This is a genomic window from Branchiibius cervicis, assembly GCF_042661605.1.
Classification (GTDB): Bacteria; Actinomycetota; Actinomycetes; order Actinomycetales; family Dermatophilaceae; genus Branchiibius; species Branchiibius cervicis.
Window position 1 is genome coordinate 2851843 of the sequence record NZ_JBHSWJ010000002.1, and the last position, 26739, is coordinate 2878581.

Below are 26739 nucleotides of genomic sequence, written 5' to 3' on the forward strand. Positions count from 1 at the left end.
GGACAACTCGCGGGACATGGTCACTCCTCGTCGGAGTCCTCGTCGGAGTCCTCGGCGTCGCCCTCGGCGGCCTCCGGCTCGTCCTTCTCGATGCCGGCCTCGGCCTCGGCCTCTTCCAGCTCGGCCTCGAGCTCTTCGGCGGTGACCTGAGCGGTGACGTTGACGACCAGCAGGTCCTCGTCGGCGACCAGCGTGGAGCCGGCGGGCAGGGTGACGTCCTTGGCCAGGATCTGGCTGCCGGCCTCGAGGCCTTCGACGGACACGACGATGTTCTCGGGGATCGACAGCGGGTCGCTCTCGATGGACAGGGTGTTGTTCTCCAGGACGACGTTGGTCTCCGGGCCGGCCTCGCCTTCGATGTGCACGGGCACGTCGACGGTGACCTTCTCACCCCTCTTGACGATGATCAGGTCGACGTGGTCGATGACCGGCTTGATGGCGTCGCGCTGCACGTCCTTGGCCAGGGCGAGCTGCTCGTCGCCGTCGATGACCAGGGTGAGGATGGCGTTGGGGTTCTTCAGCGCCAGCATCGTGTCGTGGCCCGGCAGGGTCAGGTGCTGCGGGTCGGTGCCATGCCCGTAGAGAACGGCGGGGATCTTGTGGTCGCGGCGGATGCGCCGAGCGGCACCCTTGCCGAACTCGGTGCGCTTCTCGGCGATCAGGCGGTTATCGGACTTCGTGGCCATGACAGGTCCTTCAGGCTTCTCGGATGGATTCGGTGGCGCCTCGACGCGGGACGCGGCATGAACCGACGCGTGCAGGCACGAAATCTCGCCTGAACCTTGTCGATCACGGAGCCGCTCATGCAGCATCCCTCGCCGAGGCAACGTCGTTCATCGTACGGCGAACGGCAGCACCCGCCCAAATCCCGGGTGCCGTCCGATTGACGGTTGTCCGTAATCCAGCGGTTGTTTCCCGCCCGGGACAACCGCTGGATTGCGGATTGCCGCTGTTGTGCAATAGCGGAGGTCGGCCAGCCGTAGGAGTCAGCAGCTCAGTGGTCGGCGAACATGCTGGTCACCGAACCGTCGCCGAAGACCTGCGAGATCGCTTCGGCCAGTAGCGGCGCGATCGGCAGCACCGTCAGACCCTCGAACTGCTTGTCCGGGCCGACGGGCAACGTGTCGGTGACGATGACCTCACGGGCCACCGAGTCACGCAGTCGCTGCACCGCGGGGCCGGAGAAGATCGCGTGCGTCGCGGCGATGATGACGCTGGCGGCGCCTTCCTTCATCAGGGCTTCGGCGGCGTGGCAGATCGTCCCGCCGGAGTCGATCATGTCGTCGACCAGGATGCAGGTGCGGCCGTGGACCTGACCGATGACCCTGTTGGCCACCGACTCGTTGGGCCGGGTGACGTCGCGGGTCTTGTGGATGAAGGCCAACGGGGCGTTGTTCAAGCGCCGCGACCACGACTCGGCCACTTTGATCCGGCCCGCGTCGGGAGAGACGACGACCAGATCCTCCTCGGCGTACTTCTCCGACACGTAGTCGGTCAGGATCGGCAGCGCCTGAAGGTGGTCGACCGGGCCGTCGAAGAAACCCTGGATCTGGTCGGTGTGCAGGTCGACCGCGATCAACCGGTCGGCGCCGGCGGTCTTGAACAGGTCGGACATCAGCCGCGCGCTGATCGGCTCGCGGCCGCGGGACTTCTTGTCCTGGCGGGCGTACCCGTAGAACGGCATGACCACGGTGATCCGCTTGGCCGAGGCGCGCTTGAGCGCATCGACCATGATCAGGTGCTCCATGATCCAGGTGTTGATCGGGGCGGTGTGGCTCTGGATGACGAACGCGTCGCAGCCGCGCACGGACTCCTCATAACGCACGTACAACTCGGTGTTGGCGAAGTCGTAGGCCGCTGTCGGCACCAACTCGGTGCCCAACTCCTTGGCCACGTGCTGCGCGAGATCGGGGTGGCCCCGCCCGCTGAAGACCATGAGGTTCTTCTCGGTGGTGCGCTTCATGCCGATGTTCATGCGTTCTCTTCCGTGACTGCCGACGCCGATGGCGCTGATTCTTCCAATCCCTGTTGAACTGCGGCGATCCCATGGGCGACCGCTGCCTGTGCAGCGGCGTCCGTCGCCGACCCGGCGCGGCGACGGGCGACCCAGCCCTCGACGTTGCGCTGCCGGGCACGCGTGACCGCCAACTCGCCCGGACCGACCGGCGCCGTGACCGCTGAACCCGCCGCGACGTACGTGCCGTCGGCGATCGATCCGGGCGCCACGATCACGCTGTTGGACCCGACGAAGCTGTACCGCCCGACATTCGTGTGGTTCTTGGTGACCCCGTCGTAGTTGGCGAAGATCGTGCCGGCGCCGATGTTGGCTCCCTCACCGATCGTGGCGTCGCCGCAGTAGGTCAGGTGTGGCACCTTCGCGTCGTCACCGATCTGCGCGTTCTTGGTCTCGACGAATCCGCCGATCTTGCCGCGAGCGCCGAGGGTGGTGCCGGGACGCAGGTAGGAGAACGGACCCACCGTGGCCTGCGGGCCGATGACGGCCAGTTCGGCATGCGTGCGTACGACGCTCGCCCCGTCGTCGACTTCGGTGTCCTTGAGGGTGGTGTCGGGCCCGATGGTGCATTCGACACCGATGCTGGTGGCGCCGAGCAGTTGGCAGCCGGGGTGGATGACGGTGTCGGCTCCGACGGTGACCTCGGCGTCCACCCACGTCGTGGCCGGATCGATGACGATCGCGCCCTGCTCCACCATCAGCTTCTTGACCAGGCGCTCGTTGAGTTCCTTGCCCAGTTGCGCCAGTTGCGACTTGTCGTTGACCCCCAGGATCTGCGGGGTGTCATCGATGACCAGGGCCTCGACCCGGCCGCCGCGGTCCCTGGCCAGCGCGAGCACGTCGGTGAGGTACTTCTCGCGCTGGTTGTTGTCGGTGCCGACCTGCGGCAGCAGTTCGCGCAGTACATCAACGCTGAATGCGTAGATCCCCGAGTTGATCTCGTTGATCTCGACCGCGTGCGCGAGTGGGCCGCCCTCGGCCTGGGCGGCGCGGGCGTCCTTGTCCTCGATGATGCCGGTGACGCTGCCGTCGGCGTCGCGCAGGATCCGGCCGTAGCCGGCCGGGTCGGGCAGGTGCGTGGTGAGCACCGTGATGGCGTTGGCCGTGGCTTCGTGCTGCTGCGTCAGCGACACCAGCGTCTCGGCGGAGAGCAAGGGGGTGTCGCCGTACGTGACGATGACGGTGCCGGCAAGGTCCGAGGGCAGCGCGGCCAGCCCGCACTCGGCGGCCCGGCCGGTCCCGGGGATGTCGTCCTGGTCGGCGATGACGGCCTCGGGGAAAGTGGCCAGCACCTCGGCGGCGACCGCATCGCGATGGGCCCGGACGGTGACCGCGATGTGCGGGGCGTTGGTGCCGGCAGCGGCGTGCACGGCATGGGAGATCAGCGTGCGGCCGGCGATCTTGTGCAGCATCTTGCTGGTCTGGCTACGCATCCGCGTGCCGTCACCGGCTGCGAGGACGATCACGGCGGCAGGGGTGGCGCTCACTCGCGAGACTCCTTTGATCGAGCGGCCGGTCGCCCGTCGACGGGCATCACCACAGGCGATGTTACCGGCTGGACACCCACGGTTCGGCCACCCGTTGCCGATGGGCGCTGGCCTACAGTGACGGTGATGAGCCAGCGAGCCGGTACCGCGAGGGTACGCACGGCCCGGGTGTGGCACCTCGTCGTCGCGACCGGGGTCGGAGTTGGTCTGCTGCTGCAGCTGTGGCTGGTGCTCGCGGGCGGCACCGACGTCAACTCCGGTGATTCCGGCACGGCTGTGCCGCTGGGCACGCGACTGGTGCGTCTGCTGAGTTACTTCACCATCCAGAGCAACATCCTGGTCTTCGTCAGCGTCCTTGCCCTGGCGATCGACCCGCGGCGGGATGGGCCGCTGTGGCGCGTGCTGCGGCTGGACGGATTGCTCGGCATCGTGGTCACCGGCCTGGTCTACGAGGTGGCGTTGCGCAGCCTGCTCGATCTGCACGGCCTGGCTTGGTGGACCGACACCCTGCTGCACGTCTTCGCCCCGTGGTTGACCTTGCTGGGCTGGCTGCTGTTCGGCCCCCGCCCCCGGATCAGGTGGAGCACCGTCGCCCGGGCGATGATCTGGCCCGCGGCGTGGCTGCTCTACACGTTCGTACACGGCGCCGTCAGCGGTTGGTATCCGTATCCGTTCCTTGACGTGACCGAACTCGGCTACCCCGTGGCGCTGCGCAACACTGCCCTGGTCCTGGCGCTGGGGATCCTGCTGGCGTCCGCCTACAAACTTCTGGATGACCGCCTACCGGCGCTGCAGCAAAGGAGCCAGTGATGGCGACCGTCACCGATGTCGTGGGGATCGCGGGTGTCCGGGTCGGGCACTGGACCGACGAGGTGGCCCGCACCGGCTGCACCTTGGTGGACCTCCCGCCGGGCAGCGTCGCCTCGGTGGAGGTGCGCGGCGGTGCTCCGGCGTCCCGGGAGTTGGACGCCCTGGCACCGGACAAGACCGTGCAGACCTTCGAAGGTGTGCTGTTGGCCGGCGGATCCGCCTTCGGCCTGGCGGCCGCCGACGGTGTGATGCGCTTCTACGCCGACCAGGGCCGGGGGTGCCGACCCCGGCGGGCAACGTTCCCGTGGTGCCCACCCTCGCCCTGTTCGATCGCCTCGTCGGCTCGCCCGACGCCTATCCGGACGCGGACGCGGGGTACGCGGCGGCCCAGGACACGGCGTACGTGCTGAACGGTGCACTGGGCGCCGGCACGGGTGCCTGCGTCTCGAACTGGCGCGGGGAGGCGCGCCGACCGGGTGGATTGCGGTACGCCGAGGTGCAGGTAGGCGAGTTGGTGGTGGGTGCGCTGTGCGCGGTGAACGCATTCGGTGACGTCGACCCCGGCACCGATCCGGTCGATCTGTCGATCGTCGATGCGCTCATGGCGGCAGTTCCTTCGGAACGCACCAACACCACGATCGGCGTCGTCGTGACGAACGCCTCGCTCAACAAGGCCGATTGCTTCGTGGTGGCCCAGGGCGCCCACGACGGGCTGGCACGGGCGATCACGCCGCCGCACACCCGCTTCGACGGGGACGCCTTCGTGGCCGCGGCCACCGGCCAGGTGCCGACCCACGTCGACATCGTGCGGTTGCTCGCGGTGGACGCCGTGTGCACCGCCGTCCGCGCCGTGGATTGAGCATTCCGCGCCGCCCGTGGCCGTTCTAACCTGGAGTTGAGCCCGACTTCTATCGCACCAAACGCGCGCCCGACATCCGCCGGACGCGACGTAGCCGCAACACCGCGGCGTGAGCGAAAGGCAGGCGATCATGAAGGCGCTCGTATTCCACGGACCGGGCCAGAAGGACTGGGAAGAGGTCCCCGACCCGATGATCCTCAAACCCACCGACGCCATCGTGCAGATCGAGCGCACGACCATCTGCGGGACCGACCTGCACATCCTCAAGGGCGACGTCCCGGCGGTGACCGACGGGCGGATCCTCGGCCACGAGGGTGTCGGCGTCATCACCGAAATAGGCTCTGCCATCACCGATCTCGCGGTCGGTGACCGAGTCATCATCTCGTGCATCTCCTCGTGCGGGAAGTGCAGCTACTGCAAAAAGGGCATCTATTCGCACTGCCTGGCCGACGAGGGCGCAAGCGGGATCGGCTGGATCTTCGGGCACCTGATCGACGGCACGCAGGCGGAGTACGTGCGGGTGCCGTTCGCGGAGACCTCGCTCTACAAGCTGCCCGAGGGTGTCGCAGCGGAGGAAGCGGTGATGATCTCCGACATCCTGCCGACCGGGCACGAGATCGGGATCCGCTACGGCAACGTGCAGCCCGGTGACGTGGTGGCCATCATCGGGGCCGGGCCGGTCGGCCTGGCAGCGATGGCGACCGCAGGACTTTACGGGCCCAGCAGGGTGATCGCCGTCGACCTGGACCCCAACCGGGTCGAGCAGGCCAAACGGTTCGGGGCGACCGACGGGGTGGTGTCCTCCGACGCCGACTGGCGCGAGCAGGTCCTCGCCATGACCGACGGGCTCGGCGTGGACGTCTCGGTCGAGGCGGTCGGGGTCCCGGCGACCTGGGACATGGCGCTGTCCCTGGTGCGGCCCGGCGGACACGTCGCCAACGTCGGGGTGCACGGCAAGCCGGTGGAGTTCCCCCTGGACACCAAGTGGATCGACAACATCATGGTTTCGACCGGCCTGGTCAACACGAACACCTCGCCGATGCTGATCAAGATGCTCGCGCAGCACAAGATCGATGCCGGGGACTTCATCAGCCACCGGTTCGCTCTCGGCGACATCCTCGATGCCTACGACACCTTCTCCCGCGCCGCGGAAACCAAAGCGTTGAAGGTCATCCTGGAGGCGTAGCACCGCGTCGGCCCGCCACTTCCCAGCGGCGGGCCGACCTGTGTGCAGGGCTCCCCGGGTTGGAATCGAACCAACGTCGCTAATCCTGATTCAAAGTCAGGCGGCCCCTGCCAGCAGAGCAACCGGGGAACGACCTATCCACTCGGGCAGGCCACGGGCAAGCGTAAACGACGTATTGGGTGGACAATAAACGCCATGAAGCCACAACGTCAGCGGATGACCGCAGCCGAGCGCCGCGAACAGCTGATCACCGTCGCCCGCGAGGTCTTCGCTGAAGAGGGTGTCCAGGGCGTCTCCGTCGAGCAACTCGCGTCCCGTGCGTCGGTCACAAAACCGGTCATTTACGAGCACTTCGGCGGCAAGGAAGGGCTGTACGCCGTGGTCATCGACCGCTCCATGCGCGAGTTGGCCGACGCGGTCACCGAATTCCTGGGCGACTGCGACGGGGAGCGCGAGTTGCTCGAGCAGGCCGTGTGGGGACTGCTGACCTTCGTAGAGGAGCAACCGGCAGCATTTCGCGTCCTCACCCGTGATGCGCCGAGCTGGCACACCACCGGCTCGCTGGCCAGCCTGATGTCGGAGGTCGCGCGTGCGGTCGAAAGCGCGCTGGTGCCGATGTTCGACCGCCACCAGATCGACCCGACACCGGTGCCGATCTACACCCAGATGCTGGTCGGGCAGATCGCCCTGTCCGGTGACTGGTGGCTGGAGAGAGGCGCGGACTTCGACAAGGAGCAGGTGGCCCAGCACATCGTGAACCTCACCTGGAACGGCATGCGCGGCCTTCAGCAGAACCCGACGCTGAAGTACAGCGGGCACCTGCACGCACGCGACGAGTCCCGCGAGACGGCAGCGGCCAGCGCGGTCTAGACCTGCTGGATCTCCAGTCGGTTACCCACCGGATCAACGGTGTGGAACCGCCGCACCCCGGGGATCGAGTCGTCGAAGGTCACCTGGTGTCCCGCTGCCCGTACGGCGCTCGCCGCGGTTTCCAGGTCGTCCACCAGCAAGCAGGGATGCGCCTTGCGCGCCGGCCGGAAGTCCGGCTCAACGCCGCAGTGCAGTTCCTGCGGGCCGACCCGGAACCAGCAGCCGCCCCGGGCAGCCAGGATCGCCGGCTTGGGAATCTCCGGAAGGCCGAGGACTGCGCCGTAGAACGCGCGCAGGTCGTCCTCGCGGCCGCCGGGGCAGGCGATCTGGACATGATGCAGGCCGGTGATCACAGCGCACCCACGGCAAAGACGCGGCGGAACTCGAACGGCACACCGTAGGGCTTGCGCGGGTACGCCTGGTCGTACTTCGCGGTGAGCGCCGCTTGGAAGGGCTCGATCTCCTCCGGGCGCAGCCGGTCCAGCACCGGCCGCAGGCCCGTGCCGCGCACCCACTCCAACACCGGACTGCGTTGTGTCCCAGCAGGATCCAGCATCTGCAGATAGGTCGTCTCCCACACGTCCAGGTGCGAGCACCGGGTAGCCAACAGATCGGCGTACCCGGTGGGGTCCTCGACCGCGTCGGACCGCAGGGCGCCTACCAGGTCCTGCGCCCGCGGGTGCTGCGCGACGGTCTCGCGGATCAGCCGGTGCGACGGGGCGTCGAAGTTGCCGGGCACCTGCATCGCGAACCAGCCGCCCTCGGGCATGGCCTGCAGCCAGCGCGGGATCAGGGCACGATGGGTCGGCACCCATTGCAGCGTGGCGTTGGTGATCAGGACGTCCGGGGTGGCGGCGGGATCCCAGTCCTCCACGCTGCTCACCTGCCACTCCACCCGACCGTCGGTGTCGATCTCGCGGGCCCGCTCGATCATCTCCGGCGAGGAGTCGATCCCGACGATGCGCGCATCCGGCCAGCGCTGCGCCATGAGCAACGTCAGCGGACCGTTGCCGCAGCCGAGGTCAACGACCAACCGCGGATCCTCGGCCCCCACCCGCGACAGCAGATCAATGAACGGCCGGTCGCGCAGGGTGGCGAACTTCTCGTACTGCGTCGGATCCCAGGTCGGCATCGTTGCCTCCTCGTAGAAAGTATCTTGACGTCAAGATACTTTCGAGATATCTCGATGTCAAGAGACTTGACGCTACGATGACCGTATGGGTGCACCGCTCGCCGACGAGGTCGACAGCATCGTCGCCGCATGGCACCGCGAGCGACCGGACCTGGATGTCGATCCGCTACAGGTGTTTTCGCGGATCTCGCGGCTCGACACGTTGTTGGAACAAGCGCGCGCGGCGGCTTTCGACGAGCACGACCTGGAGACCTGGGAGTTCGACGTGCTGTCGGCGCTGCGCCGGGTCGGAGCGCCGTACCAGCTCTCCCCCGGCGTGCTCGTGCAGCAAACGCTCGTGACCAGCGGAACGATGACCAACCGGGTGGACCGGCTCGAGCGACGGGGACTGGTACGCCGACTGCCCGATCCGCGCGACCGTCGCGGAGTCCTGGTGCAACTCACCCCCGCCGGCCGCACCCTGGTCGACGAGGCCATGGCCGATCTGCTCGAACACGAGCGGGAACTCCTTGCGCGGATGCCGGCACGGGATCGCGAACGCTTGGCGGGGGCATTGCGCGCCCTGCTGTCGGCGGTCGAGTCCGGCTGACGCCCGTCTGCCTAGACTCGAACCATGGCCCCCTCTGCTGACGCGTCGTTCCGCGTCCCGGTCGCCGGTCGGTCCGGCGACATCCTGGCCGTCTTCACCAGAGCCGTCGCCGAAAAAGGCTATGCGGGAGCGAATTTCAGCGATATCGCAGCCGAGTTGGGGATCTCCAAGGGCACGATCGTGCACCACTACGGCACCAAGGACCGGCTCTTCGCGGCCATGCTGCAGCGGTACATGGAGCGACGGCTGACCGAAGCGAACACGCTGCTGGATGCGTTCGACTCCTCCGCCGAGCAGTTGAGCGCCTTGCTCTACGCCTTCATGCTCTACCAGGTCATCGACCGCGACTCGACGATCGCCTTCCAACGCGAGACCGCGACACTGGCCACTAATCCCGCACTTGCCGAGGGACGGCGGCTGCGTGCGCAGTATTTGCAGCTCTTCCGGGACGTCTTTCGCCGGGGCATCGAGAACGGCGCCTTCCTGCCGATCGACGTCGACGTGACCAGCCTGCTGGTTTTCGGCAGCAGCCAGTGGGCCTGGACCTGGTTCCGCCCCGAGGGCGGTCTCTCGGCGCTCGGTGTCGGAGCCGACCTCGTCCGGGTGCTGCTCGGCAGCATCCTGGCCGATCGCTCGGACCTGGCCACGCTCGCCGACCCTGAGGGCACCGTGGCACTGACCACCCAGCGACTTCTGACCACGCCCTGATCCGGCCGCGGGCCCGGGGGTCGATTTCCTGATTCTCGTTGACTGACCGTACGTACGGCCAATACCGTGACGGACATCACGTCCGCTCACCGGGGAGAGGTCATGCAACAGCCAGTGCGGATCTACGACGTCATCACGGCCAATCTGGCCAGCCAGCCGAGCGCACCCGCCCTGGAGTACGGCGACCACCGCTGGACCTGGACCGAGGTGGATGACCGGATCCGCCGACTCGCCCAGGCTCTGCGGGATGCCGGCGTCGAAGCGGGCGACCGCATCGCGACCCTGGACAAGAACAACGCCGCCTGCCTGGAGTTGACCTTCGCCGCCTCACTGATCGGCGCCGTGAACGCCGTGGTCAACTTCCGGCTCTCCTCCGAAGAAATCCGGTACGTACTGGACGATTCGCAGGCGGTGCTCCTCTTCGCGGGGCCGGACTTCGTCCCCATCGCGGCTGGTCTCGCGGCCGAACTGCCGCACCTGCGACGCATCGTGGCGCTGGGCGGCGAGGACGACGAGTACGAAGCGTTCCTCGCCGGAGCGGACCCGCTGACCGAGGTGTTCGCCGCAGACGACGACACCGCGTTCCTGCAGCTCTACACCTCCGGCACCACCGGCCGGCCCAAGGGCGCGATGCTCACCCACCGCAGCGTCGGCTCACACACCGCCCGCGTCGCTCCGGCCTACGACATGGACGCCCGGACGGTGAACCTCGTGGCCATGCCGCTCTTCCACGTCGGCGGCACCTGTTGGGCCCTCGGCAGCATGTACGCCGGGGGGCGCACGATCGTCGTACGTGACCTGGTCCCCGACCAGTTGCTTGCGCTCATCACCGGCGAGCAGGCGACCCACGTCTTCCTGGTGCCGGCCGTGATCGGGATGCTCACCCAGGTGCCCGGGATCGGGGAGGCGTTCGCGAGCGTGAAGGTGCTCGGGTACGGCGGCTCGCCGATGCCACTACCCACCGCGCAGGCAGCAGTGGCCACCTTCCCCTCCGGGCTGTACTCGGTCTACGGCATGACCGAGATGTCCGGCACCTTCTGCGTTCTGCGCCCCGAAGACCACCGCGATGCCGACCGGCCGCACCTGCTCGGCTCGGCAGGCCGGGTCATCGCCGGCAACGAGGCCCGCGTCGTCGATCCGGCCACAGGTCATGACGTCCCGGTGGGTCAGCCGGGCGAGTTGCTGATCCGCTCCGAGCAGATCATGAGCGGCTACTGGCGCAACCCGGCAGCGACCGCGGCCACGATCACCGACGGCTGGTTGCACACCGGCGACATCGTGCGCATCGACGAGGAGGGCTACGTCTACGTCGTCGACCGCGCCAAGGACATGCTCATCTCCGGCGGCGAGAACGTCTATCCGGCCGAGGTCGAGCGGGTGCTCACCGAGCACCCCGACATCGCGGAGGTGGCTGTCGTGGGTGCTCCGCACCCGACCTGGGGCGAGACCCCGGTGGCGTACGTCGTGCCGGCACCGGGGCGCGAGATCGACCCCGACGCGCTGATCACCTACGCCCGCGAGCGCCTCGCGCACTACAAGTGCCCGACGTCGGTGGTGGTGCTCGAAGCGCTACCGCGCAACGCCATGGCCAAGATCCTCAAACAACCGTTGCGTGACCGGGCCGAGCAGCTGGTCAACCAATGACTCTGTGCATCAATGGAATTCACTGTGAAAGGACCCTGCTATGAGCTACTTCGCCGATGACAACGAGGTCTACAAATACCTCGGCGGCGTGTTCCGGGTGGCCAACGACACCGCCGGTGTCGGCGAGAAGCTGCGCGCCTCGAACATCGTGCTACGCCTGGACTACTCCCAGCCGGATTCCTCGATCACCGTGGTCCTGAAGGAGCCCGCGATCGAGGTCATCGAGGGCGACAGTGATCTGACGCCCGACGTGCGGATGTCGATGTCGGCCGACAACGGCAACAAGTTCTGGCGCGGTGAATACAACGTCGCCGTGGGTCTGGCCAAGGGACAGGTGAAGGCCAAGGGACCGGTCTCCACCATCCTGAAGCTCATCCCGGCGGCCAAGCCCGTCTTCCCGCTCTACAAGGACCTGGTCGCTGAGAAGGACGCCGCACAGTGAGCACGATCACCGATGTGCGTCACTACCCGATGTATATCGACGGGCAGTGGGTAGATGCCGACGAGCGGGCCGACGTCATCGATCCGGCCACCGCGGAGGTCATCGGGACGGTGCCGATGGGCGGCGTCGCCGACACCGACCGTGCCGTCGCCGCCGCTCTGGCGGCCCACCGCCGCGGCGACTGGCGCTCGCGGACCCCGGAGGAACGCGCCGAGGTCATGGAGCGCATCGTCGAGATCCTGAACGAGCGGATGGATGACCTGGTCGAGTTGCACGTCCGCGAGAACGGCGTCACGATCCGGCAGGCGATGGCCTTCCACGTCGGCTACGCCATCTCCCATCTGCAGTATTTCGCCGATCTGGCCCGCAGCTACGAATTCGAGCGCAGCGGCAAGCTGTTGAGCTATCCGACCGCCGCCGCGGGACTGATCCGGCGTGAGCCGATCGGTGTCGTCGCCGGGATCGTGCCGTGGAACTTCCCTCTGTTGCTGGCGATCTGGAAGATCGGCCCGGCCCTGGCGGCCGGCAACTGCATCGTGATCAAACCCGACCTGCAGACCCCGCTCACCCTGCTGGAGTTCGCACGAGCCGCCGAAGAAGCGGGACTGCCGGCCGGCGTACTCAATGTCGTGACCGGGGACGGCCCGGAGGTGGGTGGACGACTGGCCGACCACCCCGACGTACGCAAGATCGCCTTCACCGGCTCGACCGCTGTCGGCCGCGAGATCCAGGCGCGGGCCAGCGTCAACGTCAAGCGCACCACCCTGGAACTGGGCGGCAAGGGTCCGAACGTGATCCTGGAGGACGCCGACCTGGACACGGCGGTCGATGCCGCCCTCTTCGCCTGCTGTCTCTACCAGGGCCAGGCCTGCGAGTCCGGCACCCGGCTGATCCTGCCCAGCTGCCTGCACGACGAGTTCGTCGAGCGCATGGTGCGCCGGGCTGCCGACATCCGCCTGGGCGACCCCGCCGACTTCGACACGGACATGGGTCCGATCATCAACGCCAAGCAGAAGCAGCGGATCCTGGACTACATCGCGCTCGCGGAGACCGAGGGCGCAACCGTTGCCTACCGCGGGACAGCCCCGGACGGACCGGGGTTCTGGGTCGCGCCGACCATCCTCACTGACGTCACCAACGACATGACTGTGGCGCGCGAGGAGATTTTCGGCCCGGTGTTGTGCGTGCTCAAGGCCGACACCGTCGCCGAGGCGATCGCAATCGCCAACGACACCGAGTACGGCCTGTCCGCCGGCGTCTGGAGTGAAGACGTCGACGCAGCGCTGGACGTGGCACGGCAACTCGAATCCGGCACCGTGTGGGTCAACGACTGGCACATGGTGAACGCCGAATACCCGTTCGGCGGCTACAAACAAAGCGGATTGGGCCGCGAGCTGGGGCCACACGCGCTGGATGAGTACACCGAGGAGAAGTTCATCCACATCGACCTCAGCCGGGACAAGTCGCGCCGGGTCTACGACATCGTGCTGCCGGAGTCGTCGTGATGCGCGCGGCCGTCCTCACCACGCCGGGTGAGCCGCTACAGGTCCGACCGGTCAGCGCGTCGCCGCTGGAACCGGACGAGATACTGGTGCGGATCGTCGGCGTGGGGGTGTGTCACACCGACTTCGCGGCCCTGTCCGGCGCGGTGCCACTGCCGCTGCCGGCCGTCGTGGGGCACGAAGGCTCGGGTGTCGTCGAACAGACCGGCGCGGACGTCACTGACCTGGCCGTCGGCGACCACGTCGTCCTGAGTTTCGATTGCTGCCGCGAGTGCTCGCAATGCCGGGCCGGCCACCCGGCGTACTGCGAATTGTTCGCCGCGATGAACTACTTCGGCACCCGACTCGACGGCGAAGCGACACTGCGCGACGAGGCCGGCGAGCCGGTGCACGGCAGCTGGTTCGGGCAATCCTCCTTCGCCACCCACGCCGTGGCGAGCGCGCGCAACGCCGTCAGGGTGGACCCGTCGCTGCCTCTGGAACTGCTCGGTCCGCTCGGCTGCGGCCTGCTGACGGGAGCGGGGACAGTCCTCAACGTCCTGCGGCCGCAGCCCGGACAGCGCATCGGCGTGTGGGGACTGGGCGCGGTGGGACTGGCCGCGATCATGGCCGCCAAAGCCGCCGGCTGCTCGGTGATCGTCGGCGTCGACCCCAACCAGGAGCGCCGCCGGATCGCTGCCGACCTCGGTGCGACGCACACCATCGACCCCACAGCTACCTCCGACGTCGCTTGGGACGTGCTCGAGGTGTCCGACGGCGGGCTGGACTTCAGCGTGGACGCCGTGGGGCTGGGCTCAGTCATCCGCGAAGCGTTGGCCGTCCTGCGGACTCCGGGCACCTGCGCCACCGTCGGCCTGCAGGGGCTGGAGAATGACATCACCATCGACCAGGGTCACCTGCTCATCGGACGCACGCTGACCGGCGTGATCGAAGGCGACGCCGACCCCCGCACCTTCATCCCGCAGCTGATCCAGCTCTGGCAGGACGGGAAGTTCCCCTTCGACCGGCTCATCGAGACGTTCGGTTTCGAGGAGATCGACAAAGCTATCGACGCAGCTGCCAGCGGGCGCGTCGTCAAACCCGTGCTGGTCATGGCCTAACCCTCCCCGGGGCCATGACCAGCACGTACCACCCGGAGTCGGCCGTGCCGTTGTGCAGGTGATCGACGATTCTGCAGAGCCTGGATCGCTACACGATCGGTGCGCGCGGCACCTGCGCACTCCGGTGATCAGGGCAGTCCGACGGTTCTCAGCGCCTGCTCGTAAGCCGTTCGTGAGAAGCGGAACGGCCCGAGCTCGCTGAGATCCCAATCACGATGCCCAGTGCGGAAGTTCCTCCAGTGCACGAACCGGTCATCGACCTTGACCCTCGCCGTCAGCGGCCAGCAACCCCAATCCCCACAGGAGCACCCGAGCAGCACCGTGTCCCCATCGTCGAACCAGGAAAGCGTCGGCTGGCCGAGGAAATGCTCGCGGGGCAGGCCCTCGGACAGCAGCGGTGCGTAGTTGCCGGCCAGATCCGGATGCTTCTCAGCGTTAGCCGCAGGCTGCTCCACCCGGCGGGCCCGCTCGATGAGTGACACCCCGTTGACCACCGGCAGGATGCCGCGGTGCCGACCGGTGCCGTACTCCAGATCGGTCGCCTGGAACGTGATGCTGTCCACGCACCCAGATTGGTCGGGGTGAGTAGGAAGCAGCAACCGGATTCCGGAGGAAGTCAGGTTGTGGGAGGCCAAGCTGTCGCCATGGACCTCCCGGAACCTCGATCGCTCCAGAATCACGGCGTTCGGGCGAGCCGTTCAACGGCCTTAGGCTTGATCCTCGTGGCACATCTGCTCGGCGCTGAGAACATCGCGGTCGACTTCCCCACCCGTCGAGTCTTCGACTCCGTCACCGTCGGCGTCGACGAGGGCGACCGGATCGGGATCGTCGGCCGCAACGGTGACGGCAAATCCACCCTGCTCTCCGTGCTCGCGGGACGGCTCACCCCGAACGCCGGGCGGGTGACGCACCGCGGCGGGCTGCGGATCGGCGTACTCGATCAGGCGGATCAGATCACCGACACCACCGTCGGCGCAGCGATCGTCGGTGACACACCCGACCACGTCTGGGCGGGCGACCCGGCGATCCGCGACGTGATCAACGGCCTGGTATCCGACCTGCCGTGGGATGCGCCGTTGTCGTCCCTGTCCGGTGGCCAGCAGCGCCGGGTCGCACTCGCGGCGCTGCTCGTCGGCGACTGGGACGTGCTCATGCTGGACGAGCCCACCAACCACCTCGATGTCGAAGGCATCACCTGGCTGGCCGATCACCTCAAGCGCCGCTGGCGGCCGAGCGCCGGTGCACTGCTGTTGGTGACCCACGACCGGTGGTTCCTCGATGAGGTCGCCACCAGCACCTGGGAGGTGCACGACGGCATCGTGGAGCCCTTCGAAGGCGGCTACGCGGCGTACGTGCTGGCCCGGGTCGAGCGTGACCGGCAGGCAGCCGCGACCGAGGCCAAACGGCAGAACCTGATGCGCAAGGAGCTGGCCTGGCTGCGGCGAGGCGCTCCGGCACGTACGTCGAAACCCAAGTTCCGCATCGACGCCGCCAACCAGCTGATCGAGGATGTGCCTCCGGTCCGCGACCGCATCGAGCTGACCAAACTGGCGACCGCCCGCCTGGGCAAGGACGTCGTCGACCTGCTCGACGTCGGTGTGAGCTTCGGCGACAAGCGGGTGCTGCACGACATCACCTGGCGGATAGCGCCGGGTGAGCGCACCGGGATCCTGGGCGCCAACGGCGCCGGAAAGTCGACCCTGTTGGGTGTCATCGCGGACGTCGTCAAGCCGACCGAAGGACGCGTGAAACGCGGCAAGACAGTGCAATTGGCGATTCTGGACCAGCGGATGACCCAGCTTGAGCCGGTCCGCGACGAGATGGTGCGCGACGTATTGGCCCGGACGAAGACAACGTACGTCGTGGATGGTCGCGAACTCACGCCGGCACAGTTGCTGGAGCGGCTCGGCTTCCAGCGCGAGCAGTTGTCGACCCGGGTCGGCGAGCTGTCGGGTGGGCAGCAGCGACGGTTGCAGCTGCTGCTGATCCTGCTCGCTGAGCCCAACGTGCTGATCCTGGATGAGCCCACCAACGACGTGGACACCGACATGCTGACGGCGATGGAGGACCTGCTCGACTCGTGGCCGGGCACGTTGATCGTGGTGTCGCACGACCGTTATCTGATCGAGCGGGTAACCGATCAGCAGTACGCCGTGTGGCAGGGCGGCCTGCGTCACTTGCCGGGCGGGGTGGAGCAGTATCTGACGCTGCGGACGTCGGAACCGACGAAAACCGCTGCGTCGCAATCACTATCGGCCGAGCTCTCCGGAGCTGAGCGGCAAGCGCTTCGCAAGGAACTGACCGCCGCCGAGCGACGGATGGGCAAGATCGATGATCTCGTTGCCGGTCTGCACAAGCAGATGGCCGCCCATGACCAGAACGACTACGCCGGCTTGGCTTCTCTCACAACGCAAGTCGCTGAACTGGAGGACGAGAAGGCCGGGCTCGAGGACCGGTGGCTGGAGCTGTCGGACACGTTGGAGTGAGCCACGACCGCGCAGCGGTCATCCGCCCGAACGTCTCGGCGGCGGTGGCCGGCGCGCGGGTGGACGACAGGATCAGCCTGACACTCCCCCGCCAATCGCAGCATCCAACCGGCGACTCAGGCGGTCGATCCCGCCGCGGGGATGCCGATCGCCGTGAAGGCCGTCTCAGCAACCTGGCCGTGTTCAGCCAGCGCGCGGGCATCCCATTCCAACTCCGCAGCGGGGTCCGCCTGTTGGTCCGCGAGGAAGTGAGCTAGCACGCAACGCTCGGCGTGATCGCTCACCCTGGTGCGATCCCAACACTCTTGCAACGCGTGCCTCGCCGGCCCACTCGGCCCGGCCGAGCCGACCGCCACCGCTTCGAGGATGGTGTCCCACGACGTCATGGGGGGACGGTAGGTCCTGGGTCTGACAGTCGGACGTGTGAATCGGACGATCGCACTCCCGGCTCGGCCGCAAGGGCAGACGGGTCGGCCCGATGACGCCTGCAGCGCAGTGTTTTCCGTGGATTTGGGGTTGTGCATATCTGTTTTCGGGGTTCGTACACCAGTACACTCGTGGTATGTCCGTGACCGTCACTGAGGACTCCGCAGCGGCTGGTGTTGCGCGCCCTGCACCGGGTTCTGTGGTGGTGCCAGCAGACGCTTCGGTGGCGGAGTTGTTGGTGGCGGCGGGTGAGTTGCTAGCGGTCGCCTACCAGCGGGTGCAGGAGGACTTTGCGGGGTTGTCGCTGGAGGTGTTGTTGGATCAGGTGGTGGCCGCGCAGCGGGTGCAGAACAGTGCCTGGGCGGTGCAAACCCACCGGTTGGCCCAAGCCGCGGCGATCGAGTACCGCGACGAACCCAACCCCTGGAGGGCGGGTTGCCGAAGCTGGTGACCCGGGTGATCCGCCACGCACCAGGATCGTTCACCGATGAGTGGTTCCCGGTGGAGGTCGCGACCGGTCTGGGTTGGTCCGACCGGCAAACCCACACCCGCCTGACCGATGCGTTGGACACCCTCACCGGGTGCCCGCGGTTGCTGGATCGGGTCGGTGCCGGGGGTTGGACCCGGCCAAAGCGTGCGCGGTAGCCCAGATCAGCACCGGCGCCCCCGACCACGTGGCCCAGGCGATCGAGGACAAGATCCTCAGCACAGACCCCGAGGGTTTGACCGCGACGAAGGTGCGGGCGATGGCCCGCCGGGTCCGGGTGCGTCTGGACCCGGTCGGGGCCGACCAGGCATCAACGGCGCGGCGCCGGTCGGCGGTGGGGGTGTGGGTCAGCCCGCACCACGAACCCGGCCTGTCCCAGTTGACGGCGCTGCTACCCACCCTGGAGGCAGCCAAACTGATGGCCGCGGTCGATGAACTGGCTAGGGAGTTGCACCAGGTCACCACCACCGACAAAACGTTGCCGCAGTGCCGGGTCGACGCGTTGACCGACCTAGCGCTGCGCGGGGTGGGTGTCGATACCCAGCTGACGTTCCTGATCCCCCTCACCCCACCCATCACCCCGCCCATCAGCGAGAGACCCGGGCAGATACCGGAGTTGGTAGTGGGTGAGTTGTTGTGTGAGGAACCGGACTGGTCGGAGCTGAACGATGCGTTCGATGAGGCCTGCCAGGACTACCACTGGCACGAAGACGGTCTGGAACCAGTCAACGGGCTCAATGAGTTGGATGAGGAACTACAGGCGTTGATCGCCGGCGAACTAGCCGACCTCAACACCACCGCCCGCGAAAGCAGGCAACGGGAAGCAAGGGACCGGGAAACCGACGAACGGGACACCAGGGAACCGGCCACTGGGTGTCAGGACCCACCGGGCAGCGGTCCACCAGACACCGCACCACCAGACACCGCACCACCAGACACCGCACCACCAGACACCGCACCACCGGGTAGCGGGCCGCCGTGCGAGGTTGCAGTGCAGGCAGGCCGGTTGGAACACCCCGCCAGCACCAGAGCCGGTCACCCTCACTGCGGGATCGGGGACGTGTTGCTGCCGCGGGTGGGGGTCATCCCCGCGGAGGTGATCACCCAGATGACCCACGTGCTCGGGATCAAGCTGACCCGCGCCCTGACCGACGCGACCACCGGCACCGTCATCGAAACCAGTGACCGGTCCTACCGTCCCGGGGCCCGCCTAGCCCGGTTCGTGCGAGCCCGCGACCAACACTGCCGCTTCCCCGGCTGCACCCGACCCGCCAAACTCACCGACCTGGACCACGTGACCCGCTACCCCAACGGGCCCACCGCCGCCCACAACCTGCAATGCCTATGCCGCCACCACCACCGCGCCAAACACGAAGGCGGCTGGACCGTCACCATGACCCCCACGGCGTGTGCACCTGGACCAGCCCCGCCGGCCACACCTACACCACCCACCCCGGCGACTGAGCCGACGTTCGGGTCGACCGGCTGTCGTAGTCTCACAGGAGACGCGTGACCCATCGACGGAGGCCCTCATGCCGAACACCGCAAAACTCGACCGGTTCCGCACCGCCCCCGGATTCCTCGCGGCCCTGGATCAGAGCGGTGGCAGCAGCCCGAAAGCCTTGGAGCAGTACGGCATCGAACCGTCCGAATACTCTTCCGACGCAGAGATGTTCGACCTCATCCACGACGAGCGCACCCGCATCGTCACCAGCCCGGCCTTCACCGGCGACCGGGTCCTCGCCGCGATCATGTTCGAGGACACCATGGACCGCCAGGTCGACGGACGCCCCACCGCCGACTACCTGTGGTCGGTGAAGGGCGTCATCCCGTTCCTGAAAATCGACAAAGGTCTGCAGGACGAGGCCGACGGAGTCCAACTCATGAAGGACATTCCCGGGCTCGATGAAACCCTCGCCAAAGCAGCAGCGCAGGGGGTCATCGGCACCAAGGAACGCTCCGTCATCCATTCAGCCAACCCCGACGGAATCTCCCGGATCGTCGACCAACAGTTCGCCGTCGCTCAGCGGGTCATCGCCGCCGGTCTGCTGCCCATCCTCGAGCCCGAGATCGACATCCATGCACCCGACAAGCAACGGTCCGAAGAACTCCTCAAGGCCGGCATCCTGGAATGGCTGCCCCGGATCGGTGACAGTCAGGTCGCGATCAAGATCTCCCTGCCGAGCGTCGACGGCTTCTACAACGACCTCATGCGGCATCCGAACGTCGCGCGCGTCGTTGCCCTCTCCGGCGGTTACTCCCGCGAGGAAGCCGACGAGCACCTACGCCGCAACCCCGGTCTCATCGCCAGCTTCAGCCGCGCCCTCCTCGAAGGGCTGAACGTGCACCAGACCGACGAAGAGTTCAACGCCACCTTGGAGCACTCCATCGAGCAGATCTACCAGGCGTCCGTCGCCTGAGAGTCGCGCGTCTGACACTGCAAGCCCAGCAGGATCCGCCGCGTCACACTGCGCGCCGCGGCCTCGGCGTTGACCGCGGTCACAATCTTCGTGCGCCCCTCGCCGGGCGCGAATCGCGTTGACCCGTCGCTGGATACGACCACCCGACCGGGACGCGAGAACTCGAAGAGATCGGGCTCGAGATACGCCAGCGCCGCAACCGGATCGTGCGGAACCTCGTAGTCCTCGTCCCACCGCGCCAACCAATCGTTGATCTCCCGTCCGAGCACGGCGCCCAGCGGACCCGCACCGGCTACCAGCCGCAAGGCATCCGCGTAAAGCCGAACTTGCCTTGTGATGTCGAGTCCGACGACGAGTGTCGTTGCGTCCGCGTCGAACACCGCTCGTGCGGCCTCAACGTCGGACACGATGTTGTGCTCCGGGGCGGCGTGCGCCCGGAAGTCGCCGCCCATGACCACCAACCGGGCCAACGCGGCAGGCAGAGCCGGCGACGCTGCAAACTCGGTGGCAATCGTGCTCAGTGGAGCGATGGCCAGAAGCACTCCCCCACCTGCCAGCCCCAGATCGACCGGCACCAGATCCGTGGGTGGCACCAGATCGCCGTACGCCGATCCCTCGTGACCCGCCCACCACACCGGAGCACCCGAAAGGGGAAGGTCCTTCCCCACCGCGACTCGTAATGACCGACCGGTCAAGGCAGCCATCCGTTGCGCGATCGACGCCCGCAGTCGTACGTCGCCGTAGGACACGATCAGCTGCCGGAGATCGAACTCCGATGAGCCCCAGACCAATGCCAGCGCCAGCTCATCGTCAGGATCGGATCCCAGATCGGTGTCGATAACCAGCGGAACGCTCAGGAGCCGGTCGCCTTTCCGGCGTTCGGACCCCACTTGGCCAGCACGGCGGACTCGATGAACGTCGCCACCATGTAGAGCGCGATCGCCACCACGGTCACCGTGAAGGTGACGGCCCAGATCTGTGCGTAATCACCCTGTGCCTTGGCCGACTGGACAGCGGCCCCCATCCCCTCGAACGTGAACAGCCATTCGTACAGCATCGCGCCTGTGATGGCCCCCGGCACCGCGATCCGCATCGCCGCGAAGAAGTACGGCAGCGCAGTCGGCACCGCGACCTTGCGCAGAATGGTGAACCGGTTGCCGCCGTAGACACTCACGAGGTCGGCGGACTGCCTACTGACACTGCGTAATCCGAGGGTGACGTTCACCAGCAGCGGGAAGAACACCACGATGGTCCCGATCAACGCACACGTCACCAGGCCGTTGCCGAAAATCACGTAGATCACCGGAGCCATCGCCAGCAGCGGAACTGTCCGCAGCAGCATCGCGATCGGCATGAACATGAACTCGACCGGTCGCACCAGCACGAAGATCGCCGACACCAGCACGCTCGCGAGCACCCCGAACACGAAGCCGATGGCTGCGTGCCCGAGCGTCACCCACAACAGCGAGAGCAGATTCGAGCGGTGCTGCGCGGCACTGCCGTCGAGACCGTCCTGAGTCAGGTAGTTCCACACGTCCACCGGCTTCTTGGCGATGAACGGGCTGACCCGCTGCGCGACACGATGACGTGCCACAGGATAAGCAGGATGATCCCCGAGATCACCACTGCACCAAGCGTCTTCAGCGACCGGGTAACGAAGTAGCGCCATTCGTTCGTGGTGCTGGACGACGCGGCCGCCGTGACCGTGGCCATCAGAGCACCCCCTGCGCTTCATCGGAACCGGACGACCACGGCGCCACCAGGCGACCTAGCAACCCGATCACCGCGTACGCCAGACCGGCGATCGCGCCGCAGGTAATGGCCAGCGCCCACAGCCGCACCGAAGCGTTGTCGGCCTGAGCGGCGAGCAGTTGGATGCCGACACCGGAGTCGACGCCGCTGAGGAAGTACTCCCCCAGCACCGCACCCAGGAACGCGGCCGGCGCACCAATCTTCAACGCAGCCAGAATCGCCGGCAGCGCCGCGATCAACCGCACCTTGGTCAGCTGCTTGAGACGGCCGCCGCCGTACGCACTGACCACGTCCAACTGGGTCTGGCTCGCCGCTCGGAAACCGAGGATGGCACCGACCACGGTGGTGAAGATGACACTGATCCCGGCCAGGAAGACACTCGTACCGCGACTGCCGGCCGGCGTCATCAAGGTGACGATCGGCCCGATCGCGGTCAGCGGGATACACGAACACACCACCGCCAGCTGCGTGATCACACCCTCGGTCCACGGCAGCAGCAGCACGATCACGGCCATTACCAGGCCGATCAGCGTGCCCCACAGGTACCCGATCAGCGCCGCGCCGCCGGTGGCCGCGACCGCCTTCCAGTAGATCTGCGAACCGAAGTCGGAGAACAGTTCCTTCACCACGTTGACCGGTGACGGCACCGCGCCCTCCGGCCCGAAGAAGATCGCAGAGACCAGCCACCACAGGGCGATGATCAGCACGGTCCCGATCAACCCCGACACCCACGGCGGCAGACTGGCCAGCGCTCGCCAGGACAGTCGGCGATCTGTCAGCCCGGCCGCCGGCGCCGTGCTCACGGTCATGCCGAGGTCTCCTCGGCGGCGTCGAGTTCGCCGTCCGCGATCTCACCGTGCGGGTCGTCCCCGCCGTGATGGCCGAAGAGGATCTCCGACAACTGGTCGACGTAGGCATGGAACTCAGGTGCTCGCTGCAGGTCCGGCGTCCGCGGTCGCGGCAGGTCGATCGGCACGATCTGGTCGATCTTGCCCGGCCGGGGACTCATGACCGCGACCACATCGGACAGGAACACTGCCTCGGAGATGCCGTGCGTGACCATCAGGGTGGTCGCCGGCCGCTCCGTCCAGATCCGTTGCAACTCCAAGTTCATCCGCTGCCGGGTCATGTCATCGAGGGCCCCGAAAGGCTCGTCCAGCAGCATCAGTGTCGGCTGTACCGCCAAGCACCGGGCGATCGACGCCCGTTGCCGCATGCCGCCGGACAGCTGTGCGGGCTTGGCCTTCTCGAAGCCGGACAGTCCCACCAAGGAGATCAGGTCGGCGATGAGCTTCGGGTCGGCCTTGATGCCGGCCACTTCAAGCGGTAGCCGGATGTTGTGCTCGATCGTCCGCCAGGGCAGCAGCGCTGAATCCTGGAAGGCGATCCCGATCTCGTGTGCCCGCTGGATCTCCCTGGCCGACATCCCGTTGACCAGGACCTCACCGGTGCTGGGGGTTTCGAGCCCGGCGATGATCCGCAGGATCGTGGACTTGCCGCACCCGGACGGGCCGAGCAGGGAAATGAACGAGTCACGCTTCGTGCCGAGGTTCACCTCGGCCAGCGCATGCACCGACTTGCGACCCAGGGAGAAGGTCTTGGTCAGACCCTGCAGGTTGATGCCGGTCGCCAGGTGGGGGTTGGCCGCCGGATCACCGGTCGCCAGGTCCGATGCCAGAGTCGTCTCAGAAGTCATGCAGCGCAATACCTTTCAGGCGCGAGGCCCAACGTCACGAGCGCGGACCTCCGGTGATCGGGAGGTCCGCGCTCACGACGTCAACTGGTCGGGATGGTGAACTTGGTGATCAGGTCCGGGTTTTCCTTGTAGACCTCTTTGATCAACGACAGATCGAACAACTGCTCGGCGGTGACGTCGGTGCCCATCGCCTTCAGCGCCTTGATGTTGTTGGCGACCAGGTCGTCGGTCATCGTGAACAGGCCGTTGGAGTTCACGTCCTCGGTCAGGATGAGGCCGTTCTGGGCCGTGGCCTCCGCGGTCTGTTCCGTGACGTCCAGCTTCTGGTCCGCACCGTACTTGTCCACGGCGTACTTCGCCGACTGGGCCGGGTCCTTGACCGCATCGGTCCAACCCTTGATCTCCGCCTTCAGGAAGGCCTTGAGCTTGTCACGGTCGGACTTGATCGAGGCGCCCGTGACGGTGAACGTCTCCGCGGTGAACGGCAGCCCGTTGTCGGCCAGCCCCAGGACGACCGGGGTGTAGCCCTTGCCCTTGGCCAGGATCGGCTCGTTGGTGATGTAGGACATGTGCGCGTCGTACTTGCCGGCGTACAGCGGTGCTAGGTCATACAACGTGGTCACCATCGTGACGTCGCTCGGCGACAGGCCGTTGGCCTTCAGGAAGCCCTCGAAGATCGTCTGGTTGCCACCGGACTGCACACCGATCTTCTTGCCCTTGAGGTCGGCCACCGTCTTGATCGGCGTCTTCTCCTCGAGGGACAACAAGCAGAACGGGTTCTTCTGGTACGTCGACCCGATGATCTTCAGGTCCGCCCCTTGCCAACCTGCGGCGCGGTGATCGACGGCGAGGACAGGCCGACCAGCGCCTTGCCCGAAAGCACCGCTTCCTCGGCGCCGGTGCTGCCACCGCCGGCCAAGAGGTTGACCGTGCCGAACCCGGCGTCCTTGTAGTAACCCTTCTCGGTGGCGAAGTACTCGCCGGCGAATTCGATGTTCTTGATCCAGGACAACTGGACCCCGATATCGCCGAACGAGCCACCGGCGCCGCCGGAACCCGTCGCGGACGGTGACGACGAGCTGGACGAGCTGCCGCAGGCGGACAGCAGGGCGCCGCCGACGAGGGTTGCGCCGCCGAGTCCGGCGTAACGCAGCAGGCCACGGCGGTCGAGTGACGGGCCGAGGGAACGATGAGAAGCGGTCAAGGGAACTCCTAAGCGATCGGACATCCGGCTACCAGGGCCGGCATCGCTCCCCGGACGGAATGGCGGGGAAGCTACCCGCAGACGCTAGCTACGGCCCGTTTCAACCAGATTTCCCGGCGGTAACGGCCATCGATCGTCTTGGTCACCGTCTGATTGCCGTCAGAGCAGATCCGCAACGCCCAGTACTCCGGCGTGCGCCGGGCCGGTCGCGCGCAACACATCGCCGGGAAAACCCTTGCTCGCCAACACGTTCGCAAGGTCGTCGGCGTCGTCGGCGCCCTGGGCCAGGAAGGCACAGGTGGGACCCGAGCCGGAGACCAGCCCGCCGAGCGCTCCCTCCGACAGTCCGGTGTCGACCGTGTCACGCAGGGCCGGGAGCAGGGAGAAGGCGGCGGGCTGTAGGTCGTTGTGCAGCAACGGGCCGATCTGTGCGGGGTCGCCTTGCCGCAGCGCTCCGAGCAACAACGGATCCACCTGAGGCGCCGGCACCTCGCGATCGCCCCGCAAACGGTCGCACTCGGCGTACACCGAACCCGCTGACAGGCCCTCCGGGTGCGTCACCAGTACCCACTCCAACGCGCCCGTGGCCAGCACGGGAGCCAGCAGTTCCCCGCGGCCGGTGCCCAGCGCCGTACCCCCGGTCAGGCAGAACGCAACGTCGCTGCCCAGCCGGGCCGCGACGCGCTCGAGCTCGGTGAGCGGCAGGCCGAGGTTGAACAGCTGGTCGGCTCCGAGGAGTGCCGCGGCCGCGTCGGCGGACCCCGGCCATGCCGCCGGCCACCGGGACACCCTTGTGGATGGTGATCGCCACACCCTCGGTGATACCGGTGAGCGTGCGCAGCTCCTCGATCGCGCGGACAGCCAGGTTGGTCGCATCGGTGGGTACGGCGTCCGCCTGGCGTCCGTCCACCCGGCAGGTCAGGTCCGCGGCCACCTCCAACTCGACGTGCTCCCACAGGTTGACCGCGTGGAAGATCGTCGCCAACTCGTGGTAGCCGCCGTCGCCGCGCGGGCCCACGCGCAACTCGAGGTTGATCTTGCCGGGGGCGCGAGCGGAAGCGGTGACGGGCTCCATGCCGCTCACTGTAGGTTCTCGGCAATCGCCGCGAACTGCTCGATGGTGAGCCGCTCGCCGCGCAGCCCCGGGTCGATCCCGCTGCGCGGCAGGCGGCCTCGGCGGCGGCGGGCGATCCGGCCCAGCCGGACAGGGCCGAGCGCAGGGTCTTGCGGCGCTGCGCGAACGCCGTGTCCACGCAGGCGAACACCTGCTCACGGGAGGCGGTCGTGACCGGTGGGTCACGGCGTACGAACGACACCAGCCCCGAGTCGACGTTCGGCGCGGGCCAGAAGACGTTGCGGCCCACCCGGTCGGCGAGGTGTACGTCGGCCCACCACGCCGCCTTCGCGCTCGGCGCGCCGTAGACCTTGGATCCGGGCCGCGCGGCGAGCCGCTCGGCGACCTCCAGCTGGACCATGACCAGCGCCCGTTGGATGCTCGGGAACCGCTCGAGGCAGGTCAGCACGACCGGCACCGACACGTTGTAGGGCAGGTTGGCGACCATCGCCGTGGGCGCCGGGTCGGGCAGCGCCGTGATGTGCAGGGCGTCACCGGGTACGACGGTCAGACGGCGTGCGTCGTCGTGCTCGGCGACCGTGTGCGGCAGTTGCGCGGCGAGCCTCGGGTCGATCTCCACCGCGGTGACGTGCCGCACCTGCTCCAACAACGCCAGCGTGAGCGAGCCGAGACCGGGGCCGATCTCCAACACCACGTCGTCCGGCCCGACACCGGCCAGCCGGACGATCTTGCGGACCGTGTTGGGGTCGATGACGAAATTCTGCCCCCACTGCTTGGTGGGCCGTACGTCGAGCTGCGCCGCGAGCGCGCGGACGTCAGCGGCGCTGAGCAGACCCATGGCACCACCCTA

The 26739-nt window shown here is 67.4% G+C and carries 28 protein-coding genes, 1 tRNA gene and 1 pseudogene; 15 read left to right on the top strand and 15 right to left on the bottom strand.

Annotated elements, in window-relative coordinates; translation table 11 throughout:
* Positions 1 to 20: 20 nt before the first annotated feature.
* From ACFQBT_RS14785 to glmU, 3 genes are all read right to left on the bottom strand, one after another.
* On the bottom strand, positions 21 to 686 hold the full coding sequence (locus ACFQBT_RS14785) for a 50S ribosomal protein L25/general stress protein Ctc (RefSeq protein ID WP_377823779.1): 666 nt from the start codon (positions 684 to 686) through the stop codon (positions 21 to 23).
* A 308-nt stretch (positions 687 to 994) separates the two neighbouring features.
* The gene (locus tag ACFQBT_RS14790) at positions 995 to 1975 is read right to left on the bottom strand and encodes a ribose-phosphate diphosphokinase (RefSeq protein ID WP_377823781.1); all 981 of its coding nucleotides are present in this window, start codon (positions 1973 to 1975) and stop codon (positions 995 to 997) included.
* Positions 1972 to 3501, bottom strand: a complete 1530-nt coding sequence (gene glmU, locus ACFQBT_RS14795) for a bifunctional UDP-N-acetylglucosamine diphosphorylase/glucosamine-1-phosphate N-acetyltransferase GlmU (protein ID WP_377823783.1) — start codon at positions 3499 to 3501, stop codon at positions 1972 to 1974. The genes ACFQBT_RS14790 and glmU overlap by 4 nt, the downstream gene beginning before the upstream one ends.
* Before the next feature lie 126 nt (positions 3502 to 3627).
* On the opposite strand from glmU, the gene ACFQBT_RS14800 reads away from it, so the two are divergent.
* From ACFQBT_RS14800 to ACFQBT_RS14815, 4 genes are all read left to right on the top strand, one after another.
* Positions 3628 to 4311 carry a Pr6Pr family membrane protein gene (locus tag ACFQBT_RS14800; protein WP_377823785.1) on the top strand — a complete coding sequence of 228 codons (684 nt, stop codon included), beginning with the start codon at positions 3628 to 3630 and terminating at the stop codon, positions 4309 to 4311.
* Complete coding sequence (locus ACFQBT_RS14805; protein ID WP_377823787.1) at positions 4311 to 4721, top strand: P1 family peptidase; 411 nt, start codon at positions 4311 to 4313, stop codon at positions 4719 to 4721. Before ACFQBT_RS14800 ends, ACFQBT_RS14805 begins: the two co-directional genes overlap by 1 nt.
* The gene (locus tag ACFQBT_RS14810; protein WP_377823789.1) at positions 4619 to 5170 is read left to right on the top strand and encodes a P1 family peptidase; all 552 of its coding nucleotides are present in this window, start codon (positions 4619 to 4621) and stop codon (positions 5168 to 5170) included. Before ACFQBT_RS14805 ends, ACFQBT_RS14810 begins: the two co-directional genes overlap by 103 nt.
* 130 nt (positions 5171 to 5300) lie before the next feature.
* Entirely contained in the window at positions 5301 to 6356 is a 1056-nt protein-coding gene (locus ACFQBT_RS14815) for a zinc-dependent alcohol dehydrogenase family protein (protein WP_377823790.1), read from the top strand.
* A 50-nt stretch (positions 6357 to 6406) separates the two neighbouring features.
* Here the strand turns inward: ACFQBT_RS14815 and ACFQBT_RS14820 are convergent.
* Positions 6407 to 6485, bottom strand: a tRNA-Gln gene (locus ACFQBT_RS14820).
* Positions 6486 to 6572: 87 nt separating this feature from the next.
* Here ACFQBT_RS14820 and ACFQBT_RS14825 point away from each other — a divergent pair.
* Entirely contained in the window at positions 6573 to 7226 is a 654-nt protein-coding gene (locus tag ACFQBT_RS14825) for a TetR/AcrR family transcriptional regulator (RefSeq protein WP_377823792.1), read from the top strand.
* Here ACFQBT_RS14825 and ACFQBT_RS14830 read toward each other — a convergent pair.
* Both ACFQBT_RS14830 and ACFQBT_RS14835 read right to left on the bottom strand, forming a co-directional pair.
* Positions 7223 to 7579 (bottom strand): VOC family protein, encoded by a 357-nt coding sequence (locus ACFQBT_RS14830; RefSeq protein ID WP_377823794.1) that lies wholly within the window; start codon positions 7577 to 7579, stop codon positions 7223 to 7225. The two genes, ACFQBT_RS14825 and ACFQBT_RS14830, sit on opposite strands and share 4 nt — an antisense overlap.
* Complete coding sequence (locus ACFQBT_RS14835; RefSeq protein ID WP_377823796.1) at positions 7576 to 8358, bottom strand: methyltransferase domain-containing protein; 783 nt, start codon at positions 8356 to 8358, stop codon at positions 7576 to 7578. Before ACFQBT_RS14835 ends, ACFQBT_RS14830 begins: the two co-directional genes overlap by 4 nt.
* Before the next feature lie 85 nt (positions 8359 to 8443).
* Between ACFQBT_RS14835 and ACFQBT_RS14840 the strand changes: the two genes are divergently transcribed.
* From ACFQBT_RS14840 to ACFQBT_RS14865, 6 genes are all read left to right on the top strand, one after another.
* Positions 8444 to 8947, top strand: coding sequence for a MarR family winged helix-turn-helix transcriptional regulator (locus tag ACFQBT_RS14840; protein WP_377823797.1), 504 nt, complete (start codon positions 8444 to 8446; stop codon positions 8945 to 8947).
* A 24-nt stretch (positions 8948 to 8971) separates the two neighbouring features.
* Positions 8972 to 9655 carry a TetR/AcrR family transcriptional regulator gene (locus tag ACFQBT_RS14845; RefSeq protein WP_377823799.1) on the top strand — a complete coding sequence of 228 codons (684 nt, stop codon included), beginning with the start codon at positions 8972 to 8974 and terminating at the stop codon, positions 9653 to 9655.
* 102 nt (positions 9656 to 9757) lie between these two features.
* Positions 9758 to 11299: a long-chain-fatty-acid--CoA ligase gene (locus ACFQBT_RS14850; protein ID WP_377823801.1), complete on the top strand. Its 1542-nt coding sequence runs from the start codon at positions 9758 to 9760 to the stop codon at positions 11297 to 11299.
* Between the two features lie 40 nt (positions 11300 to 11339).
* A complete protein-coding gene (locus tag ACFQBT_RS14855) occupies positions 11340 to 11741 on the top strand; it encodes an SCP2 sterol-binding domain-containing protein (protein ID WP_377823803.1) in 402 nt (133 codons plus the stop codon).
* Positions 11738 to 13246, top strand: coding sequence for an aldehyde dehydrogenase family protein (locus ACFQBT_RS14860; RefSeq protein WP_377823805.1), 1509 nt, complete (start codon positions 11738 to 11740; stop codon positions 13244 to 13246). The genes ACFQBT_RS14855 and ACFQBT_RS14860 overlap by 4 nt, the downstream gene beginning before the upstream one ends.
* Positions 13246 to 14343, top strand: a complete 1098-nt coding sequence (locus ACFQBT_RS14865; RefSeq protein WP_377823806.1) for an NAD(P)-dependent alcohol dehydrogenase — start codon at positions 13246 to 13248, stop codon at positions 14341 to 14343. The genes ACFQBT_RS14860 and ACFQBT_RS14865 overlap by 1 nt, the downstream gene beginning before the upstream one ends.
* 128 nt (positions 14344 to 14471) lie before the next feature.
* On the opposite strand, the gene ACFQBT_RS14870 is transcribed toward ACFQBT_RS14865, so the two are convergent.
* The gene (locus tag ACFQBT_RS14870) at positions 14472 to 14906 is read right to left on the bottom strand and encodes a hypothetical protein (protein ID WP_377823808.1); all 435 of its coding nucleotides are present in this window, start codon (positions 14904 to 14906) and stop codon (positions 14472 to 14474) included.
* Between the two features lie 159 nt (positions 14907 to 15065).
* On the opposite strand from ACFQBT_RS14870, the gene ACFQBT_RS14875 reads away from it, so the two are divergent.
* Positions 15066 to 16829: an ABC-F family ATP-binding cassette domain-containing protein gene (locus ACFQBT_RS14875; RefSeq protein ID WP_377823810.1), complete on the top strand. Its 1764-nt coding sequence runs from the start codon at positions 15066 to 15068 to the stop codon at positions 16827 to 16829.
* A 116-nt stretch (positions 16830 to 16945) separates the two neighbouring features.
* Here ACFQBT_RS14875 and ACFQBT_RS14880 read toward each other — a convergent pair whose 3' ends face one another.
* On the bottom strand, positions 16946 to 17215 hold the full coding sequence (locus ACFQBT_RS14880; RefSeq protein ID WP_377823811.1) for a hypothetical protein: 270 nt from the start codon (positions 17213 to 17215) through the stop codon (positions 16946 to 16948).
* Between the two features lie 176 nt (positions 17216 to 17391).
* On the opposite strand from ACFQBT_RS14880, the gene ACFQBT_RS14885 reads away from it, so the two are divergent.
* From ACFQBT_RS14885 to ACFQBT_RS14895, 3 genes are all read left to right on the top strand, one after another.
* Positions 17392 to 17706, top strand: a complete 315-nt coding sequence (locus ACFQBT_RS14885; RefSeq protein WP_377823813.1) for a hypothetical protein — start codon at positions 17392 to 17394, stop codon at positions 17704 to 17706.
* A 130-nt stretch (positions 17707 to 17836) separates the two neighbouring features.
* Positions 17837 to 19255 (top strand): HNH endonuclease signature motif containing protein, encoded by a 1419-nt coding sequence (locus tag ACFQBT_RS14890; protein WP_377823815.1) that lies wholly within the window; start codon positions 17837 to 17839, stop codon positions 19253 to 19255.
* Between the two features lie 19 nt (positions 19256 to 19274).
* On the top strand, positions 19275 to 20162 hold the full coding sequence (locus tag ACFQBT_RS14895; RefSeq protein WP_377823817.1) for a fructose bisphosphate aldolase: 888 nt from the start codon (positions 19275 to 19277) through the stop codon (positions 20160 to 20162).
* Here the strand turns inward: ACFQBT_RS14895 and ACFQBT_RS14900 are convergent.
* From ACFQBT_RS14900 to rsmA, 7 genes and pseudogenes are all read right to left on the bottom strand, one after another.
* Positions 20141 to 21052, bottom strand: coding sequence for a nucleoside hydrolase (locus tag ACFQBT_RS14900; protein ID WP_377823819.1), 912 nt, complete (start codon positions 21050 to 21052; stop codon positions 20141 to 20143). The genes ACFQBT_RS14895 and ACFQBT_RS14900 overlap by 22 nt on opposite strands.
* A complete protein-coding gene (locus ACFQBT_RS14905) occupies positions 21016 to 21756 on the bottom strand; it encodes an ABC transporter permease (protein WP_377823820.1) in 741 nt (246 codons plus the stop codon). The genes ACFQBT_RS14900 and ACFQBT_RS14905 overlap by 37 nt, the downstream gene beginning before the upstream one ends.
* Positions 21757 to 21874: 118 nt before the next feature.
* On the bottom strand, positions 21875 to 22723 hold the full coding sequence (locus ACFQBT_RS14910; protein WP_377823822.1) for an ABC transporter permease: 849 nt from the start codon (positions 22721 to 22723) through the stop codon (positions 21875 to 21877).
* On the bottom strand, positions 22720 to 23610 hold the full coding sequence (locus tag ACFQBT_RS14915; RefSeq protein ID WP_377823824.1) for an ABC transporter ATP-binding protein: 891 nt from the start codon (positions 23608 to 23610) through the stop codon (positions 22720 to 22722). Before ACFQBT_RS14915 ends, ACFQBT_RS14910 begins: the two co-directional genes overlap by 4 nt.
* Positions 23611 to 23690: 80 nt before the next feature.
* Positions 23691 to 24838: pseudogene (locus tag ACFQBT_RS14920) on the bottom strand (ABC transporter substrate-binding protein).
* A 135-nt stretch (positions 24839 to 24973) separates the two neighbouring features.
* The gene (locus ACFQBT_RS14925) at positions 24974 to 25534 is read right to left on the bottom strand and encodes a hypothetical protein (protein WP_377825509.1); all 561 of its coding nucleotides are present in this window, start codon (positions 25532 to 25534) and stop codon (positions 24974 to 24976) included.
* A complete protein-coding gene (gene rsmA / locus ACFQBT_RS14930; protein ID WP_377823826.1) occupies positions 25456 to 26727 on the bottom strand; it encodes a 16S rRNA (adenine(1518)-N(6)/adenine(1519)-N(6))-dimethyltransferase RsmA in 1272 nt (423 codons plus the stop codon). Before rsmA ends, ACFQBT_RS14925 begins: the two co-directional genes overlap by 79 nt.
* Between the last annotated feature and the right edge of the window lie 12 nt (positions 26728 to 26739).

Excerpts from the sequence above, each read along its gene's own strand:
- ACFQBT_RS14790 (WP_377823781.1), bottom strand. The coding sequence starts at position 1,975 with ATGAACATCGGCATGAAGCGCACCACCGAGAAGAACCTCATGGTCTTC.
- ACFQBT_RS14850 (WP_377823801.1), top strand. The coding sequence starts at position 9,758 with ATGCAACAGCCAGTGCGGATCTACGACGTCATCACGGCCAATCTGGCC.
- ACFQBT_RS14815 (WP_377823790.1), top strand. The coding sequence starts at position 5,301 with ATGAAGGCGCTCGTATTCCACGGACCGGGCCAGAAGGACTGGGAAGAG.
- rsmA (WP_377823826.1), bottom strand. The coding sequence starts at position 26,727 with ATGGGTCTGCTCAGCGCCGCTGACGTCCGCGCGCTCGCGGCGCAGCTC.
- ACFQBT_RS14805 (WP_377823787.1), top strand. The coding sequence starts at position 4,311 with ATGGCGACCGTCACCGATGTCGTGGGGATCGCGGGTGTCCGGGTCGGG.
- ACFQBT_RS14825 (WP_377823792.1), top strand. The coding sequence starts at position 6,573 with ATGACCGCAGCCGAGCGCCGCGAACAGCTGATCACCGTCGCCCGCGAG.
- ACFQBT_RS14885 (WP_377823813.1), top strand. The coding sequence starts at position 17,392 with ATGTCCGTGACCGTCACTGAGGACTCCGCAGCGGCTGGTGTTGCGCGC.
- ACFQBT_RS14880 (WP_377823811.1), bottom strand. The coding sequence starts at position 17,215 with ATGACGTCGTGGGACACCATCCTCGAAGCGGTGGCGGTCGGCTCGGCC.
- ACFQBT_RS14835 (WP_377823796.1), bottom strand. The coding sequence starts at position 8,358 with ATGCCGACCTGGGATCCGACGCAGTACGAGAAGTTCGCCACCCTGCGC.
- ACFQBT_RS14785 (WP_377823779.1), bottom strand. The coding sequence starts at position 686 with ATGGCCACGAAGTCCGATAACCGCCTGATCGCCGAGAAGCGCACCGAG.
- ACFQBT_RS14915 (WP_377823824.1), bottom strand. The coding sequence starts at position 23,610 with ATGACTTCTGAGACGACTCTGGCATCGGACCTGGCGACCGGTGATCCG.
- ACFQBT_RS14845 (WP_377823799.1), top strand. The coding sequence starts at position 8,972 with ATGGCCCCCTCTGCTGACGCGTCGTTCCGCGTCCCGGTCGCCGGTCGG.
- ACFQBT_RS14895 (WP_377823817.1), top strand. The coding sequence starts at position 19,275 with ATGCCGAACACCGCAAAACTCGACCGGTTCCGCACCGCCCCCGGATTC.
- ACFQBT_RS14840 (WP_377823797.1), top strand. The coding sequence starts at position 8,444 with ATGGGTGCACCGCTCGCCGACGAGGTCGACAGCATCGTCGCCGCATGG.
- ACFQBT_RS14910 (WP_377823822.1), bottom strand. The coding sequence starts at position 22,723 with ATGACCGTGAGCACGGCGCCGGCGGCCGGGCTGACAGATCGCCGACTG.
- ACFQBT_RS14800 (WP_377823785.1), top strand. The coding sequence starts at position 3,628 with ATGAGCCAGCGAGCCGGTACCGCGAGGGTACGCACGGCCCGGGTGTGG.
- ACFQBT_RS14855 (WP_377823803.1), top strand. The coding sequence starts at position 11,340 with ATGAGCTACTTCGCCGATGACAACGAGGTCTACAAATACCTCGGCGGC.
- ACFQBT_RS14865 (WP_377823806.1), top strand. The coding sequence starts at position 13,246 with ATGCGCGCGGCCGTCCTCACCACGCCGGGTGAGCCGCTACAGGTCCGA.